This window comes from Anaerococcus sp. HMSC065G05 (assembly GCF_001812365.1).
Taxonomy (GTDB): domain Bacteria; phylum Bacillota; class Clostridia; order Tissierellales; family Peptoniphilaceae; genus Anaerococcus; species Anaerococcus vaginalis.
In genome coordinates, this window is record NZ_KV808706.1 from 9,540 (window position 1) to 28,261 (window position 18,722).

At 28.4% G+C, this 18,722-nt stretch carries 17 protein-coding genes and 2 pseudogenes; 13 read left to right on the forward strand and 6 right to left on the reverse strand.

Translation table 11 applies throughout. The features are described 5' to 3' along the window. Positions 1-607, forward strand: a pseudogene (locus tag HMPREF2852_RS05245) (peptidase); the annotation flags it as partial. A gap of 146 nt (positions 608-753) precedes the next feature. Here HMPREF2852_RS05245 and HMPREF2852_RS05250 read toward each other — a convergent pair. Continuing rightward, positions 754-1,242 carry a DUF5301 domain-containing protein gene (locus tag HMPREF2852_RS05250; RefSeq protein WP_070606402.1) on the reverse strand — a complete coding sequence of 163 codons (489 nt, stop codon included), beginning with the start codon at positions 1,240-1,242 and terminating at the stop codon, positions 754-756. Positions 1,243-1,523: 281 nt separating this feature from the next. Continuing rightward, positions 1,524-3,998 (reverse strand): coiled-coil domain-containing protein, encoded by a 2,475-nt coding sequence (locus tag HMPREF2852_RS05255; protein WP_070606404.1) that lies wholly within the window; start codon positions 3,996-3,998, stop codon positions 1,524-1,526. A 633-nt stretch (positions 3,999-4,631) separates the two neighbouring features. Between HMPREF2852_RS05255 and ylxM the strand changes: the two genes are divergently transcribed. The 7 genes from ylxM to rplS are packed head-to-tail and all read left to right on the forward strand — an operon-like array spanning position 4,632 to position 8,310. Further along, positions 4,632-4,955, forward strand: a complete 324-nt coding sequence (ylxM, locus tag HMPREF2852_RS05265) for a YlxM family DNA-binding protein (RefSeq protein ID WP_070606408.1) — start codon at positions 4,632-4,634, stop codon at positions 4,953-4,955. 11 nt (positions 4,956-4,966) lie between these two features. After that, positions 4,967-6,304, forward strand: a complete 1,338-nt coding sequence (ffh, locus tag HMPREF2852_RS05270) for a signal recognition particle protein (protein WP_019117399.1) — start codon at positions 4,967-4,969, stop codon at positions 6,302-6,304. 18 nt (positions 6,305-6,322) lie between these two features. Further along, the gene (rpsP, locus tag HMPREF2852_RS05275) at positions 6,323-6,568 is read left to right on the forward strand and encodes a 30S ribosomal protein S16 (RefSeq protein WP_019117400.1); all 246 of its coding nucleotides are present in this window, start codon (positions 6,323-6,325) and stop codon (positions 6,566-6,568) included. 4 nt (positions 6,569-6,572) lie between these two features. Next, on the forward strand, positions 6,573-6,797 hold the full coding sequence (locus tag HMPREF2852_RS05280) for a KH domain-containing protein (RefSeq protein ID WP_070606410.1): 225 nt from the start codon (positions 6,573-6,575) through the stop codon (positions 6,795-6,797). Then, positions 6,794-7,279 (forward strand): ribosome maturation factor RimM, encoded by a 486-nt coding sequence (gene rimM, locus HMPREF2852_RS05285; RefSeq protein WP_070606412.1) that lies wholly within the window; start codon positions 6,794-6,796, stop codon positions 7,277-7,279. Before HMPREF2852_RS05280 ends, rimM begins: the two co-directional genes overlap by 4 nt. Continuing rightward, positions 7,272-7,991, forward strand: coding sequence for a tRNA (guanosine(37)-N1)-methyltransferase TrmD (gene trmD, locus HMPREF2852_RS05290; protein ID WP_070606415.1), 720 nt, complete (start codon positions 7,272-7,274; stop codon positions 7,989-7,991). The genes rimM and trmD overlap by 8 nt, the downstream gene beginning before the upstream one ends. Then, complete coding sequence (gene rplS, locus HMPREF2852_RS05295) at positions 7,963-8,310, forward strand: 50S ribosomal protein L19 (protein ID WP_004816243.1); 348 nt, start codon at positions 7,963-7,965, stop codon at positions 8,308-8,310. Before trmD ends, rplS begins: the two co-directional genes overlap by 29 nt. A gap of 108 nt (positions 8,311-8,418) precedes the next feature. Here the strand turns inward: rplS and HMPREF2852_RS10230 are convergent. From HMPREF2852_RS10230 to HMPREF2852_RS05315, 4 genes and pseudogenes are all read right to left on the reverse strand, one after another. Then, positions 8,419-10,913: pseudogene (locus tag HMPREF2852_RS10230) on the reverse strand (FtsX-like permease family protein). Continuing rightward, the gene (locus HMPREF2852_RS05305; protein WP_070606418.1) at positions 10,900-11,589 is read right to left on the reverse strand and encodes an ABC transporter ATP-binding protein; all 690 of its coding nucleotides are present in this window, start codon (positions 11,587-11,589) and stop codon (positions 10,900-10,902) included. Before HMPREF2852_RS05305 ends, HMPREF2852_RS10230 begins: the two are co-directional and overlap by 14 nt. A 100-nt stretch (positions 11,590-11,689) precedes the next feature. Continuing rightward, positions 11,690-12,667, reverse strand: a complete 978-nt coding sequence (locus tag HMPREF2852_RS05310; RefSeq protein WP_070606421.1) for a sensor histidine kinase — start codon at positions 12,665-12,667, stop codon at positions 11,690-11,692. Further along, on the reverse strand, positions 12,660-13,319 hold the full coding sequence (locus HMPREF2852_RS05315; RefSeq protein ID WP_070606424.1) for a response regulator transcription factor: 660 nt from the start codon (positions 13,317-13,319) through the stop codon (positions 12,660-12,662). Before HMPREF2852_RS05315 ends, HMPREF2852_RS05310 begins: the two co-directional genes overlap by 8 nt. 394 nt (positions 13,320-13,713) lie before the next feature. On the opposite strand from HMPREF2852_RS05315, the gene ylqF reads away from it, so the two are divergent. From ylqF to topA, 5 genes are read left to right on the forward strand one after another with little or no spacing between them, the layout of a single operon-like run. Then, positions 13,714-14,550, forward strand: coding sequence for a ribosome biogenesis GTPase YlqF (gene ylqF / locus HMPREF2852_RS05320; RefSeq protein ID WP_070606427.1), 837 nt, complete (start codon positions 13,714-13,716; stop codon positions 14,548-14,550). Next, on the forward strand, positions 14,537-15,169 hold the full coding sequence (locus tag HMPREF2852_RS05325; RefSeq protein WP_070606429.1) for a ribonuclease HII: 633 nt from the start codon (positions 14,537-14,539) through the stop codon (positions 15,167-15,169). The genes ylqF and HMPREF2852_RS05325 overlap by 14 nt, the downstream gene beginning before the upstream one ends. Then, positions 15,166-15,522, forward strand: a complete 357-nt coding sequence (locus HMPREF2852_RS05330; RefSeq protein WP_070606432.1) for a YraN family protein — start codon at positions 15,166-15,168, stop codon at positions 15,520-15,522. Before HMPREF2852_RS05325 ends, HMPREF2852_RS05330 begins: the two co-directional genes overlap by 4 nt. Then, the gene (dprA, locus tag HMPREF2852_RS05335) at positions 15,523-16,602 is read left to right on the forward strand and encodes a DNA-processing protein DprA (protein ID WP_070606433.1); all 1,080 of its coding nucleotides are present in this window, start codon (positions 15,523-15,525) and stop codon (positions 16,600-16,602) included. Further along, on the forward strand, positions 16,603-18,660 hold the full coding sequence (gene topA / locus HMPREF2852_RS05340) for a type I DNA topoisomerase (RefSeq protein WP_070606436.1): 2,058 nt from the start codon (positions 16,603-16,605) through the stop codon (positions 18,658-18,660). The last annotated feature ends 62 nt before the right edge of the window (positions 18,661-18,722 follow it).

Genomic DNA, 18,722 nt, shown 5'->3' on the forward strand with positions numbered 1-18,722 from the left:
AGAAAAACCAGACGGCGAAACAGAAAAGCCAGATGACAAAACAGAAAATCCAAATGATAATGAAGAAAAACCAAAAGACGAAAAGAAAGTAAAACCTAAAGAATATAAAATGAGTGAACTTTTAAATGAAAAAGGTGCATTTGAAAAAAGTAAAGGAGCAGAATTAGACTTTTTAAGATTTGAAATTTATAATGAGGAACGTAATGAGATGGGTCCTAATGAGGAAATACTCAGGAAGATGAAACTCCAATATGAAAAACTACCTAAAGCTACAACTTGGGAAGAAATGGGAAAAATACTTGGTTATAATAAAGAATATTTTGCTAGAAGTATTTTGTCAATGAAGATTGGAGGCGATGCTTATGATTCAGAATTAGTAAAAATTATAGATGATATGGCAAATCAAAAACCACAAAATCCTAGCAAAAAAAATCCTAACAGAAAAAATAAAAAAACAGGCACAACAAATACAGCAAACACAGTAAATACAGGCAAGAAAGTAAATAATGCTGGAGAAAATGTTCAAACTGGAGTTGGTAGCCTTTCAGCAATTTTGGGCTTATTAGGAGCATCAAGCCTAGGCTTATTTAAAAGCAAAAGAAAATAATAAAATTCAATATTTTAAAAAGTTAAAAATGAAAAAATGAGTATAAACCTTGTCTTTTTGACTTTGGTTTATACTCATTTTTTATAAAAATTATTGTAAAAAAATAATATCCGAAAAAATAATTGAAAAAATTTTACACAGTCTCTCTAAAAATCATTTTGTTCAATGTTTTTTATGTCTATTGATATATCTTTTTTATTGTCATTTTTTATAAACATGTCTAATAAAGTAATTGAATTTTTAATATTAGGATTTAATTCGAAAATACCATAGAATGGCTCTTCATAATAAACATAATTATTTTCTTCATAAATTGAATGCTTGATATATCCTCCATTTGACATTTTAAAAGCAATTACAGTAAATTTATCTTTATTGGGAAAAGAAGAAGTACTTTCTTTATTTATTCTTTTTGAATTTTTTAATAACTTTAGAAATCTATTTATATCCTTCTTTTTATAAATAGTATTTTTTTCGACTCCTTTATCATCAACAACATTAATAAGAGTTATGTTATTAATATTATCTACTTTTGGAATCTTTACATTTTTTTCATCATATTTATTTTTTATATTTAAACCAAAAAGAATAAAAATAGGAATAATTATAAAATATATTTTTTTATTTATTTTCATAAATTAATTTACTCCTTTCATATAGACATTATAACATCACACAAAATAAATTTAAATTTTTTAATAGATACATGATTTAAAATTATTCTAATACACTTTTGGATGTGTAAATAATTTTGTGTATCATTATTTGTTCATTTTTAAAAATGGAGCTTTACTTAATTTTACTTAGGCTAGAAATAAAATTTAGTATTTAAAATATGTAAAAATGAGCATCAACCTTGCCTTTAAGACCTTGGTTGATACTCATTTTTTAAAAATATATTAAAGAGTTTGTGAGTTTATTTTCTTTTCTTTTTTAAAGCAAAAAGAGCTGATAGGGAAAGTGCCAAGGAAGTTCCTGCAAAGGATAGGCTTTCAATTCCTGTTTTTGGAGAGGTTATTCCTTGAGTCTTTCTTTTGTTTTTATCTTCTTGTTTTTTATTTTTTTCGTCTGGATGATTTTTATTTTTTTCCTTGTCACTAGGATTATTTGATGTATGGGTTTGATCGTTTGGTTTTGATTTTACATTATTTAAGGCGTCGGTTAATTTGTTATTTAATGAAAGAATATCATTTATTGTTAGATTTTCGCCTTTAAGAGCTTTTTCTATTTCTTCAATTACCTTATTTAAATTTTTATCATTTATTTTCTTGCTAGTTTTTAATAAATTTTCAAGCGACGCTTTTGCTTTTTGGATAGATTCTTTTTCTTTTTGTAAGCTTAGGGCGTCTTTTTTATTTTTAAGATTATCTTTTGCTAAATCAAGGTTATCTTTTGCCTTGTCTATATCTTTTTGCAATTGTGTTTTTTCATCATGTGCTTTATTAAGTCTAGCTTTGATTTCATCTTCTTCTTTTTGTGCTTTTTCAAGCATTTCTTGAGCTTTTTGAGCTTCGTTTTTTGCTTTATTATATTTTTCCTTAGCTTCATTTATTTTTTCATCGTCTATTTTTTCTGGCAAATTATTTGTAAGATTTTTTATCAAATCTTCAAGTTCTTTGACCTTTTTGTCAGCTTGATCTTTTTGGATTTTTGTTTTATTCAAATTTTCGCTGGCTGTGTTTAGGTCTTCGTTTGCCTTTGCTATCAAATTTTTATTTGCTTCAATTTCTTTTTTCTTAGAATCTAGGAGATTTTTTGCTTCTTCTAATTCTTTTTGTGCTTGTTCGTATTGGGCATTAGCTTGGTTGAAAGAATCGGTTAAATTTTTAAGATTTTCTTTATTTTTATCTACTTGTTCAAGCAAAATATTTGCACTTTCTAAAGCTTTTGCATAAGCTTCTGCTTGTTCAACTTCTTCCAAAGACTCTAAATAAATATCAGCTTTCTCTTTTAATAGAGGAAGTTTTTCCTTTAATATTGCAAGATTATTTTCAAATTCTTCGGAATATTTTTTTATAAGTTTTTTGGCTTCTTTTTTGAAAATCTCATCTCTACTTGAATCGTAAGCAATATTTTTTTGCTCTTGCAAAACTTCACATGCATGTGATAAATTCATCCAAGCCTTGTGGAATTCATCATTAATCATTTCGTAATCATGTCCTTTGCCATTTCTTTTTAAATACAAGTCACCTAATTTATTATTTGCAGCTTTAGCTTTTTCTTCTAGATTATCCTTGTTTAATTTTCCATCTAAAATTTCTTGTATTACAATATTTTTGGCATTTGCTTGGCTTTTTTCTTTGATATTTTCTTTGAGATCATTGAAATTAGTATTATAATTTCTAAATATGTCAAATTCTTTTTCAGCCTCTTTATATAAATTTTTGTAATCTTCGGTAATTTTTTTGCAAATTTTATCAATTTCTTCTATTTGCTTATTTAAATCATCAATTTCATTTTGTTTTGCCTTATACCCATCACTATTCGGCTGAAGCCATTTAATATTTTCTTTGGCTTCTAGCAAATTTTGTTTAAGTTCTGACTTTTTATCGCTTATATCAGTCTTGTCTTTTTCATAATTTTTAATAGACGCATAGAGTTTATCCAAATCTTCATTTTGAGAATTTAAAGAATTGCGTGAATCATCAACTTTTGATTTTAAATTATCATAATTTTGATTTTTTTCTGTCAAATCTTCTTTTTCATTTTCCAAATAATCGTCAGAATTTTTTTGCGCTTGGTCTAAATCTTTTTTTGCCTTATCTTTTTTCTCCAAGGCATCACTTGCTTTTTTCTTTGCTTGATTCTCATAAATATCTTCTTGAGCTTTCTCATTTTTCTTAGCCTCATCAAGCTTATTATTTGCCAAGTCTAGGGCTTTTTTCTTTTCGTCAGCATTTTTTTGAGCTAAATTTAAATTCTCTTTTGCTTTTTCTTGTTGATTTTTAGCGATATTAAGTTCTTCTTTTGCTTTGGCTAAATTTTTGTCAGCCTCAACTTGTTTATTCTTTTTTTCGCTAAGATTTATATATTCGTCACTTGCCTCACTTTGTTTTTTGTAAGCAGAAATAAAATCATTATCAGCTTTTTTCTTATTTTCATTGGCTTTATTAAGTTCATTTTGTAAAGATAAAACTTTTTTATCAAGTTCTATTTTTTCATTTTCTTTAGCTTTTAAATTTTCCTTTGCAAGATCTAATTCTTTTTGTGCCTTACTAAGTTCATTTTCAAGATTTTTTTCATTTAAATTATCAGCAAAGCCAGTAGAATTTTCTCTATATTCTACCATATTTTCATCATTATTAGATGCGTAAGAATTATAAACGGGATTAACAACCCCCAAGCCCATAGCCAAAATTAGGGCAGTAGCGAATTTTTTATTCTTTTTCAAAATTTAAACCTCCATAATGTTAAATTTTTTCTATTAAATTATAATTTAATAAATAATGATTATTTGATTTTCATTTGAATAGTAATTTTTTTAAATTTCAAATCATTTAAATAAAAAATTTAAAAAAGCAAATTTAAAATAAAAATTCAAAGAAAATAATTCGTAATAATAATCATTATCATCAATATGATAACAAAAATTTTTTTCTTTGAATATCAAAATATTGTTTTTTTTTGAAAATAATAATAAAAAATAATTGTACAAAATAAAATTTATAAAAATAAATAGAGCGTCAGACTTTTGACAAATTATAAAAATACTCATGCGAAGAATATCATACGGAAATAATTGTTTTGATTTGAATTTTAAAATTTAAAAATCAATAATTTTTGCAGTCAGATATTCGTGCTTGAGGTTTTATCAAAGCTTTTGGAATTTTTTATTTTCAATTTTAAAATATTTTGAAAATTTTTAGAATTAAAAATATTTTCAAATTTAAAATTGATTTTTGCTTGAAAAAATTTTATTTAAGATTGAAAATTCAAGAAAAAAATAGTCAAGAAAAAGTCTTGACATTAGATTGAATTGCTAGTATACTTTATAGGTCAAGAAAAATACTTGACGGGTGAGAATATGGAAAAATTAGTACAAGTTGCAAGATTGTTTGACACTTATGGCTCTCTTTTGAATGAAAAACAAAAAGATGTCATAAATTGTTATTACAATGAAGATTTATCATTAAACGAGATAGCAGAAAATAACAATAAATCAAAACAGGCAATTTCTGATATGATTCAAAGGTCTGTTGACAAGTTATTTGAGTTTGAAAATGAGCTTTCTTTAATAAAGAAAAAAAATCAATTAAGAGAAGATTTGTCTTTGTTAAGAGAGTTGATCGAAAGTTCAAATCAAAGTGAAGCTATGGATATGATCGATGAAATGATAAATAAAATTTAGGATGTGAAAATATGATTTTTTCAAATCTTTCTGAGAAGTTACAAGAATCTTTAGGAAAACTTACAGGAAAAGGAAAATTAAGCGAAAAAGACATCGACAATGTAGCCAGAGAAATAAAACTTTCTTTGCTTGAGGCTGACGTTAATTACAAAGTAGTTAAGGAGTTTGTCAAAAAAATAAAAGAAAGAGCTATGGGTCAAGATGTCATGGAATCTCTTACTCCAGGTCAAACTGTAATTAAGATTGTAAATGAAGAACTTACAAATCTTATGGGTAAGGAAAATTCTAAACTTGAGCTAAAGGGATCTACTCCTCACGTTGTGTTGATGGTAGGTTTGCAAGGTTCAGGTAAGACAACTCACTCTGGAAAACTTGTCAGGAAATTAAAAAAGGAAGGCAGAAATCCTCTTTTAGTAGCTCTTGATGTTTACAGACCTGCGGCAATTGAACAATTGAAAGTTGTGGGCAAACAAGCTGAGGTTGAAGTTTTTGAAAAGGGAAAGCAAGATCCTGTACAAACTGCAAATGAAGCAAAAGAATATGCTAGAAGAAATAACAATGATGTTGTTATAATGGATACGGCTGGACGACTTCAAATCGATGAAGATTTGATGGATGAGCTTAAAAATATTAAAAAAGTTGTAAAACCTGACGAGATACTTTTGGTAGTTGATGCTATGGTTGGACAAGAATCTGTGAATGTTGCAAAAACATTTGATGAATATCTTGACATTACTGGTGTTATTCTAACAAAACTTGACGGAGATGCAAGAGGTGGAGCAGCCCTTTCAATTAGACAAGTTGTAGGAAAACCAATTAAATTTATTGGTACAGGTGAAAAGCTTGATGATCTTGAAGCCTTTCATCCAGACAGGATGGCATCAAGAATTCTTGGTATGGGAGATGTCTTATCCCTAATTGAAAAGGCAGAAAAGCAAGTTTCTTTGAAAGATGCAAGAGAGCTTGAAGAAAAAATGCGAAACCAATCCTATACTCTTGATGATTTTGTTGAACAAATAAATCAAATAAGAAATATGGGACCGCTTGAAGATTTACTTGCTATGATTCCTGGAGTAAACAACAAAATGCTAAAAAATGTAAATGTTGATGAAAAAGGATTTGTAAGGATTGAAGCTTTAATATCTTCTATGACAAAAGAAGAAAGAGAAAAACCTGAGATAATTGGCAAAAGTCGTAAGGAAAGAATTGCCAAAGGCTCTGGGGTTGATATGAATGAATTAAATAAATTATTAAAGCAATTCAAAGAACTAAAGAAAATGATGAAACAATTTACTAATATGAAAAAGGGAAGAAAAGGCAAAAGAAAATTCAATATGCCTTTCTTCTAAAAAAATACGGAGGTTATGATGGCAGTTAAAATTAGATTAAAAAGAATGGGACAAAAGAAAAGACCATTTTACAGAGTAGTTGTAGCAGATTCTAGAAGTCCAAGAGATGGAAAATTCATCGAAGAAATCGGAACATACAATCCAGTATCTGAACCAAAAGAATTTAAAATTGACAACGAAAAAGCTAAACAATGGATCAAAAACGGTGCAAAACCAACTTCTATTGTTGAAAAATTATTTAACGACAACAACGTTTTAGCATAATAAAATGAAAGAATTAGTCAAACTAATAGTTACAGAACTTGTCGAAGACAAAGATGCTGTAGGAATAATATTAGAAGAAGACAACGGAGAAGTTAACATAAAAATTAACGTAGCTGAAGCTGACAAGGGAAGAGTTATAGGAAAGGGTGGAAATATTATCAATTCCATTAGAACTATTGCTCGTGCTTGTGCAGTAAAAGAAGATGTTAAGGTTAATATAAGAATATGAAAATAACTGTAGCAGAAATACTTAAAGCCCATGGAATAAAAGGAAATCTAAAAATTAAATCTTATTCAGACAATGAAAAAAGATTTGAAAAAGGATCAAAACTTTTACTTGATGGAAATTTAGTTACAATCGAATCATCTTTTAAGCATAAGGGTAGTATCATCATAAAACTCAAGGAATATGATGATATTAATGAGGTAGAAAAGTTTATTGGACACGAACTTACTATTGAGGATAAGGACTTAGAAAAATTAAATGATGGAGAATATTATTTATTTGATTTGATTGGCCTAAAAGTTTATGAAAAAAATCAAGAACTTGGTTTTATAAAAGATGTCATCACTGGAGTTTATCCAAATGATATCTATGTAATAGAAAAAGACGGAAAAGAAATTTATTTTCCAGCCTTAAATGCTACAGTAAAAAATGTTGACTTAGAAAATAAAAAAATAGAAGTGGAAAACTTCAAAGATTATGAATAAAATAACTATACTTACACTTTTTCCCGAATCTTTCGAATTTCTAAAAAGCTATGGAGTCATAGGAAAGGCAATTGAAAAAGGACTAATTGAAATTAATCTTGTTGATATAAGAGATTATAGCAAGGACAAACACAACAGGGTTGATGATACAGTCTTTGGAGGTGCAGCAGGAATGCTTATGAGGCCTCAGCCGATTTATGATGCTCTAATAGCAAATAAAAGTTCAAAATCAAAAGTAGTCTACATGTCTGCAGCAGGAGAAATCCTAAACCAAAAATTAGCAATCAAATTTGCAGATTTTGAAGACTTGGTAATACTTTGCGGTCATTACGAAGGAATTGATGCAAGAATTATCAATCACTATGTTGATTATGAAGTTTCAATTGGAGATTATGTTTTAACCGGTGGCGAAATCCCTGCCATGGTATTAATAGATTCTCTTTCAAGATTTATTGGAGGAGTTGTTGGGAAAAAAGAATCATTAGTTACAGATTCACACTACAATGGTCTACTACAATATGATGAATACACTAAGCCTAGAAATTTTAATGGATATATGGTTCCAAAAGAACTTTATAGTGGAAATCATAAATTAGTAGAAGAGTGGCAAAAGAAATCATCTCTTCAAAAAACCAAAAGAGTAAGAAGAGATTTATACGATAGATATATCAAGGAGGATCACGATGGAATTAATCAAAAAAATAGAAAATGAACAACTACGTGAAGATAATCCAGACTTTAGAGTTGGAGATACTGTAAGAGTAAGCTACAGAATCAAAGAAGGAGACAAAACAAGACTCCAAGACTTTGAAGGAGTAGTAATCAAAATAAATGAAGGAAATCTTGGAAAAACTTTCACACTAAGAAGACTTTCTTATGGTGTAGGAGTTGAAAGAACATTCCTATATCACTCACCAAGACTTGAAGCATTCAAAATCGTTAGACGTGGTAAGGTAAGACGTGCAAAACTAAATTACCTAAGAGGACGTCAAGGTAAGGCTGCAAAAGTTAAAGAAAAAACAAATTATTAATAAAAAGGCCCAAAGGCTCATTGAATTAGGGATTTTGCAAAACTTATTCAAAGAGTCTTTAGGTGGCAAGATAAAAGGCTGTGAGTTAAATGCTCACAGCCTTTTTTCTTATATACTCTTGAAAGTATTATCTGATTTTTCGTTTATTGTTTTAAAACCACTTTTTATTGCAAATAAAACTCCTGCAATCATAAATACAAATACTACTATTAGAGGGACATAATTCATATTTGTTATCAGACCTTTTATCGCAAATCCTAATTCATAGTTGCTCCTATAGGCTCTAAGTGCAATTCTCATAATGAACATAAAGATATAGACTAAGAAAATATTTTTAAACAATATTTTCCCTTCTCCAAAGACCATCTTTTCCATTTGTTTTTCTGTCATGCCTGTAGTGGATAGGAGTTTAAAATCATTGAATCTTGCTCTAAGGTTTCCTTTAAAACTATTGTAGGCGTTGGAAAGAGCAATTGTTATAAGAATGATTTGTATGCCAAGATTTAATAGTTTTTCATTTCTCATTTGTTCTTTATTCATAGCAGCTTTTATAATTTCTGTAGAAGTTCCATGATCTGATTTTGGAACATAGGTCGAAATCACTTTTTCGGCATCATCAAAAACTTTTTCTTTGTTTTTATCGGCTTTGATTTTTACAAAGTAATAATAGACTGGGTTGCCTTCATCTATTCCATATTCATCAATAAATTTTTTCATAGCACTTTCACTTGTAAAGATAGATATTTGATTGTCATTATAAGCTTCTAGATTATAGGGCATTTCATCGATACTTGAATCTATTTTTATAGGCATGGACTTACCATTTGCATTATATTTTAAAGTAATATCTCCGGATCCCTTATCGGAAATTTTTATATATTCATTAAAAGAATAAGGACTTGTACTATCTTTTGGAATTTTATTTAGTAGTAAATACTTTGCATTCGAAATATTATTTTCTTTTAAAAGTTTTTCGAAATCCTCATCTGTTAAGGCATATATGTTGGAATATAATTTATCTTCTGGTATTTTACCGCTATTTAAAGCTTCATTTAAATCATTAGAAATAAATTCCTTATTATCACCAAGGTAAAATTTTGTATCAACTCTTTGATATACATGCAATTGGTCTATGCCTTCAACTTCTTCTATATCATGAACAAAGTTTTTATCCAAAAAATCATCTACATAAATACTAGAGTCAAAATTGTAAGGACTTTGGTAGTTATTATATTTTTCCTCTAAACTTCTATATGCCTGACTTACTAAAACTGTAGTCAAGGCAAAGGCAGACAGAGCCATGGAAATTACAATAATTCGATAGGTTGAACGATAAGACCTGTAATAATCTTTTGCTAAAGTTTTTTCTATAGGTCCATTTATTTTTGACTTGCCCAATTTAATGTTTTTTTCTGTAATCCCATTTAAACCTTCTATAATTTTTATTTTTGCACTTTTTCTGGCAGGGATTGTCGCAGATAAATACACCATTAAAAGAGATAATAAGAGAATGATTATTATAGAAATAGGATTTGGATAAACGAAATGAAAGTCTGGCGATTTTAAACTTTCTCCCAATATTTCAGACATATTTTTATAGGATATTGAATTATTAAGCCACATCAAATATAAGAGCAGATTTGCAGAAGCCAAAGATAAGATTGTTCCCAAGGCTATTGGTAAGGTTGAAAGTTTAAACGCTTTCTTTCGAATCATTTTTTGACCTGCTTATCTGTCATCCCAGTGCTTTTTAATAGAGCAATTTCTTTTAAATCTCTATTATTCCATACATTAAAAGCCCCATAAATGATAAAAGCAAAAAGTAGGCAAAGTAAGAAAGCTATCCCATATTTTTCTAAAGCTGAGTTTACAACACTTTTTGGTGGAATGATTCCTTTTGGATATACCATCTTATATTCTAAGATATCTTTATTATAAAATACTCTCCCAATATCTAGGGCATGGTTCTCATCAATATTCATTTCTGACAAAATTTCCCTAGTCTTTGTATAAGTATCTCTTATATTTTTATACCAAATCTGCGCTTCTATTCCACCATTTTTTTCAAACATGACTTTTTTATCATCACTTTCAGATAAACCTACAAGCATAGCCTCTTCAAATGAATAACTAAAATCTTCATAAGTACCAACTATTTTATAAGTTTTATCACGAACATTTATTTCAGAACCCAAATCATATTCTTTATTTTTTATTAAAAATCTCTCTGGAACTAAAAGTTCATTTGCTTTTTCTGGCTTTTTTCCTTTCTTAATATCATAACCTAAAAGACTTGCAGGATCTCCATTTTCATAGATAACTGCATTTAAATCTGTTTTTATTATTTTATTGAAAGAAACTTTTTCTATATCTGTATCGTTTTTTAATTTATCATAAAAACCTTGGTCGATTTCACTTATCTTCACATGATAATCTCCAAAAGTTTTCTTTACATACTCATACTTGTCAGTTTTTAACGAGTTGAAGATAAAAATTACAGTTCCTAATAACATTACTGCTAAAAGTATTGATATTTTAATAGCAAAACTGTCTTTCTTATTATTTTTTACAGCTCCATCAGCTAGGTCATTAATAATTTTCATAAGTTCCATCTCCTAAGAAATTTAACCTACCATCTACCATTCTATAGACCTTATCACAAGAATTTGCTACTTTTTCATCATGAGTTATTATCATAATTGTAGAATTTAATCTCTTATTTACGAGTCTAAAAAGTCCTGTGATTTCTTCAGAATTTTTTCTATCGAGATTTCCTGTAGGCTCATCTGCTAAGATTATGGCAGGTCTTGTAATCAAAATTCTGGCAATGGCAACTCTTTGTTGCTCGCCACCTGATAATTGTTTTGGATACCTATCAAGCTTTCCTTCTATTCCTAGTATCGATAAAATTTCCTTTAAATATTCTTCATCTGCCTTTTTATTGTCTAACAAAAGAGGAAGTAAAATATTTTTTCGAACGTTGATGTTTGGAATCAAATTAAAAAATTGATATACAACGCCAATATTTCTTCTGCGAAATACTGTCATTTCGTCTTTGTTAAACTTAGTAATATTTTTATCTTGAATAAATATATCACCATTTGTTGGTGTATCTACTCCTGCTAGTAAATGAAGTAAAGTAGATTTGCCAGAGCCACTGTCTCCAATGATGGCAACTAGGTCTCCTTTTTCTAGTTCAAAGTTTACATTTGAAAGGGCATTTACTTCTACTCCGCTATTATATGTTTTTGTTAAATCAACTGTTTTTACTATATTCATATTGTATCCTCCTTAACTTGTCTATATAATACTAGGCTTAAGTGACTGGAAAGTGACTAGAAAAAAATGACTGTGCTTTATTTACACAGCCATAATTAAATCAGTTATAAAATCTCAGTTCAAAGGAATTTGATTTCTTCCCCTTATGATATAAAAGCTCTCCATTTTGTCTTTCCATTACAGATTTTGCCATAGGAAGCCCAATCCCATAACCTTTTGAATTTGGATTCAGCTTATAAAAACGCCTAAAAACTTTTTCTAATATTTCTCTATCTAAACCTTTAGAAAAATCTTCCACAAATATACTCTTATATAAGTTCGTTTCTTTTAAGTGAATTTCTATATGCCTATCTTCTGTTGCTTCTAGACCATTTTTCATCACATTAAATGCTGCTTCATAGGTCCATTTCTTATCGCATATAAGATTAAAATCATCTCCATAAAGTGAAATTTCAACATTATCATTGATAAAATAATCTTTTAGGCTTTGTATGATATCTTCAATTAACTCTCTAGCTGATATCCTGTCTTTTGATATCTCTATTGTGCCAGAATCAAGGGCGGCAAGTTTTAATAAAATATCAGATAGATTGTAAAGTCTAAGAAGATTGTCCCTAAGTCTAGATATATATTCTTTTGCCGATTCATCTTCTTCGTCTTCTAATAGTTCTAACAATAATAAAGATCCAGTTAATGGAGTTTTTACTTGATGGGCAATGTCTTCAGTATATTCTCTTAAGATCTCTTTGTTTTTTTCAGCATTTTCAGCTATTCTCTTGTTTTCTATAATAATTTTAATAATCTCATCTCTGAGTTTGCCAAATTCATCGTCAATAATTTCGTAATTATCTGAGTCTATATCAAGTGAATGGAGGAGGATAAATATATTATTAATCTTATTTTCTAGATCTATTTCTTTTTTCTTTTCAAATTTTCTAATAATTAGAAACAGAATTATATTTATTAGTAGAAAGCCGAAAAGTGTTAGAATATCAAATCTTGGATTGAGATAAATTACAAATAAAGACATTATCAAATTTAAAATTAAGACAAGTAAAATATTTTTGTTTTTATTCATTGTCCCACCTATATCCTATTCCTCTAAGAGTTTTTATATTACTGCCATAATCTCCAAGTTTAGATCTGAGTCTTTTTATGGTGACAGTTAGGGTATTGTCATTAACTTCATAAAAATCATAACCCCAAACATAATCTGAAATTCGCTCTCTTAATAGATTTATATTTTGGTTTTCTAAAAGCATTTCCAATATAGCAAACTCTTTTAAGTTAAGGTCTAAATCTTTCCCATCTATCGAAGCTTGTTTTGATATAAGATCTAAAGATAAATTTTCAAAAGTCAGTTCATCAACCTTTTTTATTTTTCTGCTAAATACATTGTCTATTCTCGCCTTTAGGACAGGAAGAGAAAAAGGTTTTGTAATATAGTCATCTGCTCCTTGAGAAAGACCTTTTATAACATATTCATCTTCATTTTTTACAGTAAGCATTATTACAGGAAGGTCAGAAAATCCCCTCAGCCACTTTAAAAAATTAAAGCCTGATCCATCTGGGAGATTAGCATCAAGAAGAATTAAATCAAAATCATTAAAATTAAGATTTTCTGTCTGAGAAAGATTGTTATAAATAATAGTTTCAATATTATGTTTGTTTAAGTAAGTTTTAACAGCAAAGGCAATAGTGCTGTCGTCTTCAATCATTAATATTTTCAATTTTATGCTCCAAAAATTGCGATATAACACTTAAAATGCCTACAAATCCTCTTATATTTTCATACTTACATTATCATATCGACATATTTTTATGGTGTAGAAAGTTGTGTTTATGGCTTTTTGTAGGTCTAATTTATTTATCTTTCAGCTATTAATTTTTTAAAAATTATCATAGGATAATATCATAATATACTTCAGATTAAGCTTCTATCTTCTATATTTTTTCTACAATATTATATCATATTTTAAAAATAATCTTTAAGGCTGTCTTGGTATTGGAAATTTTTGATAATTTTTATGAAGGAAATAAATTTTTAATTAGATAACAAAGGTGTTTTATTTTATAAATCACAAATATTTGTGATAAAATATAAAATAAAGATTAGGAGGATATATGAATATAAATTGGTATCCGGGTCATATGAAAAAGACCAAAGAAGAAATTAAAAATTCTTTAAAACTTGTTGATATAGTTTTAGAAGTAATAGATGCAAGAATTCCAAAATCTTCAAGAAATCCTTTGATTTCAGAAATCACTGAAAAAAAAGATAGAATTATTATAATGAATAAAACTGATCTTTCAGATCCAGTTGAAAATGAAAAATGGATAAAAAAATTTGCTGATGATGGAATAAAAGCAATAAAGATGAATGCAAAAGAAAAAATAAATACTAAAGAAATTTATAATATAGCAAAAGAAATTCTTTCAGAAAAATTTAAAAAAAATGAAGAAAAAAATATTGAAAATGAAAATATTAGGATGATGGTTGTAGGAATTCCAAATTCTGGCAAATCTACTTTTATTAATAATATAGCCAAAAGAAAGGGAGCAAGGGTTGGAAATAGACCTGGAGTTACTCAACAAAAACAATGGATAAAAACAAAAGAAAATATTTTGCTTTTGGATACACCGGGTGTTTTGTGGCCAAAATTTGATGGGCAAACAGGACTTAATTTGTCTTTTACAAATGCGATTAAGGATGAAATTTTAAATATTGAGGAATTGTGCCTTAAATTTATTGAATTTATGAAAGAATTCTATCCAAAAAATTTAGAAGAAAGGTATAAGATAGATTCTAATAAAACTGCTCTTGAAATTTATGAAGAAATCGGGATAAAAAGAGGGGCAATTATTAGAAAAGGCGAAGTTGATTATACAAGATGTGCAAATTTAATTTTTAATGATTTTAGAAGTGGAAAACTTGGAAGGATAACAATTGAAAAAGCCTAGATATTCTGAATTTAATGATAAAATAAAAAATGAGATTCATGAAAAATATGAATTGATTGCAGGAATTGATGAAGTTGGAAGAGGTCCTTTGGCAGGACCTGTTGTGGCTTGTGCAGTTATAATGAAAAAGGATTCTCACATTGAAGGAGTCACAGATTCCAAAAAATTATCAAAAAAGAAAATGAAAGAACTCTACCAAAAAATTATTGATGATACGATCTCTTTTTCTTTTGGTTATGCAAATAATATCCTTATTGATAAGATAAATATAAAAGAGGCAACGAAACTTGCTATGAAAGATGCTCTTGAAGGCCTTGAAAAAAAACCTCAAATTGTTTTAATTGATGCTGAAAGAATTGATACTCATATTAAGCAATTAAATATAGTAAAGGGCGATTTGTATGAATATTCTATTTCATGTGCATCAATTCTTGCTAAGGTTAGAAGGGATAAAATAATGGAAAATTTCTCAAAAATTTATCCCTATTATTCATTTGAAACAAACGCTGGCTATGGAACAAAAAAACACTACGATGGTCTTGAAAAATATGGGGAATGTCCAATTCATAGAAAAACTTTTTTAAGAAAATTTTATGAAAGGCAATTATCTTTTCTATGAAAAGTAAAAAAAGAACAATAGGTGATTTTGGGGAAGAAATAGCCTTAAAATATTTGGAGAAAAAAGGTTATCAAATTCTGGATAGAAATTTCCTAAAACACTACGGAGAAATTGATATTATTGCAATAAAAGATGATATTTTGACCTTTGTGGAAGTTAAAACTAGAAAAAATGATGAATTTAAGCCTGCAAGTTTGGATGTAGATTATTATAAACAAGAAAGAATCAAAAAAACAGCTCAAGCCTATATAATGGAAAAAGATTTGGGCGAATTTTTGATCTCTTTTGATGTGTGCGAAGTTTATCTTGAAAATAAAACAATTCATTACATAAAAAACGCTTTTGGTGATTAGATGGACAAAAAAGATTTGTTATTATATTTTAATTTTATAAATTTACAAAACAAAATAATTTTGGATTTTTGCGAAAATCTTGATATGGATAATTTTTTTGACCTTGATAGGAAAATTTTTGAAAATTTATCTAAGATAAATAAGGAAAAGATATTTTCTTCAAAGAATTTAGAAAATTTTAAAGCTTATAGACAAAAAGTTTTTAATGGTCCTTATAAAATTTCTACCATATACGATGATAATTATCCGATAAATTTATCCTATATAGATGATAGGCCGGCTCTTTTTTATTACAAGGGTAATTTGGAAAAAGAAGACAAAAATGCCATAGCCTTTGTTGGTGCAAGGAAATGTACTGACTATGGGAAATGGGCCTGCAAAAAAATTGTTGAAGGTTTTAAGGATACAAATATTAGGACTGTATCAGGTCTTGCCTATGGCATTGATGCAATTAGCCACAAGGTAAGTCTTGAAAATAATATTAAAACTATTGGAGTAATTGGCTCAGGTCTTGATATAATTTATCCCAAGGCAAATAAATATTTGTACGAAAAAATTGAAGAAAAAGGAGCTATTATTTCAGAATTTCCCTTAGAAACTCCACCAAATGCCTACAATTTTCCAAGAAGAAATAGGATAATTTCAGGTCTTAGCAAGGGAGTTTGTGTAATTGAAGCAAAAGAAAAATCTGGAACTATGATTACAACAAATTTTGCTTTGGATCAAGGCAGAGAAGTTTTTTGCCTACCTGGAAATATAAATTCAATTTATTCAAAAGGTTGCAATAAACTAATACAAGAAGGCTCAAAGCTTGTGATTGATGCGTCTGATATAATTGATGAAATTGAAGATTTTAAAAATATAAATGAGAAAAAAACAAAATTAAATCTTGATGGACTTGATAAAGATACGTTAAATGTAGTAAAGTATATAATCGATAAGCCATCTTCAAATGCAGATGAGATTTCTCAAAATCTTTGTATGTCGATTGAAGAGGTAAATTATATTTTAATATTTTTAGAATTAAATGATTACATAGAAAATATGGGAAATAATGAATACGTAAGTAAAGGGGATTAAATGGCAAAAAATTTAGTAATTGTAGAATCTCCAACCAAGGCTAAGTCAATCACTAGGATGCTAGGTTCAAATTATAAGGTAAGAGCAACTTATGGGCATCTTAGAGATTTGCCAAAGTCAAAACTTGGAGTTGATATAGAAGATGATTTTGAACCAAAATATATAAAAGTTCGTGGAAAGGCAAAAACAATCAATGCCTTAAAAAAAGAAGCAGAAAGCGTAGACAAAGTTTATCTTGCAACAGACCCTGATAGGGAAGGGGAGGCAATAAGCTGGCATTTGCAATATCTTTTGGGACTTGATAAAAATGAATTAAACAGAGTAGAATTTCATGAAATAACAAAAAATAATGTAAAAAATGCTATCAAAAATCCAAGAAAAATCGACCAAAATTTGGTAGATAGCCAACAAGCAAGAAGAATTATGGATAGGATAGTAGGTTATGAAATTTCTCCAATTTTGTGGAAAAGAGTAAAATCTGGTCTATCTGCAGGAAGAGTCCAATCAGTTGCTTTAAAACTAATTGTAGATAAGCAAAGAGAAATTGATTCTTTTGTTCCTGAAGAATATTGGACAATTACAGCCAAGCACAAAGAAAGTAAAATTGAATTTGAATCAGAATTTTATGGGTCAAAATCCAAAAAAATGAAAATTTCAAATGAAAATGGGGCAGAAAAAATCCTAAATAGGATTGATAAGGACAAGTTTGAAGTTGTAGATATTCAAAAAACAAAAAAGAAAAGAAAGCCACAAAAGCCTTATACAACTTCAACTTTACAACAAGATGCCTCAAATAAATTAGGATTTTCAACAAAATATACAATGTCTCTTGCCCAACAATTATTTGAAGGAATTGATCTTGGAGATAAGGGAAGAGTCGGTCTAATTACTTATATGAGAACAGATGCCACAAGACTTTCAAACGAAATTATTGGAGAAAGTTTATCATATATTAAGGAAAAATTTGGAGAAAAATACGCATCAAAAGGAAATTCTTATTCCAAAAAATCAAAAATAAGTCAAGATGCTCACGAGGCAATAAGACCTACTTCAATTTACAACGATCCAATAAGTGTAAAAGAATATTTAACAGACCAACAATATAAACTCTACAAATTAATTTGGACAAGAGTTGTTGCAAGTCAGATGACTGATTACGAATATTTGTCAACATCTCTTTCTTTTGATTCAAATGGAGTAATTTTTAAAACAAATGGAAAAATAACCTTGTTTGATGGATTTATGAAAGTTTCAAATGCAAAAGAAAATGAAAATATCCTACCAGATTTAAAAAAGGGAGATATTATAAAAGCACTTGATATTAAAAAAGACCAACATTTTACTAAGCCACCAGCAAATTACACAGAGGCAAGTCTTGTAAAAACTTTGGAAGAATATGGAATAGGAAGACCATCAACCTATTCATCAACAATAGCTTCAATTATTTCTAGAAACTATGTTGAATTCGAACAAAGAAAAATTCTTCCGACAAAACTTGGAATAAGAGTAAATGATTTTTTACAAGAAAGTTTTGACGACATAATAAATGTAGAATTCACAGCAAAAATGGAAGATGAGCTTGATAAAATTGCTCAAGATGAAGTTTATTGGAAAGATGTTTTAAAATCTTTTTATGAAGGATTTGAAAAAGATTTAAAACAAGTTTCAAAAGATAGGACAGATTATAAGGTAAAAGATAAAATTTTGGATGAAAAATGTCCAAAGTGTGGCCATCCGCTTGCAGAAAAACACGGAAGAAATGGAAAATTTATTGGATGTACAAATTTCCCAGAATGCGATTTTACAAAATCAATTATAAAAACAACTGGAGTAAAATGTCCAGAATGTGAAAATGGAGAAATAATAGAAAAAGTTTCTAAGAAGGGCAAAAGATTTTACGGCTGTTCAAATTTTCCAAAATGTGATTACGCAACATGGGATCCACCAACAGGAGAAAAATGTCCAAAATGCGGAGACCTTTTAGTCCACAAAAAAAATAGATCAACTGATGAAATAAAATGTAATTCTTGTGATTACGTTAAAGAAAAAAGAAGATAAAATTTTGTATATAAAAAGCAGGCTTTGAGCCTGCTCAGAGCGTCGACAAACCCACCAATAAA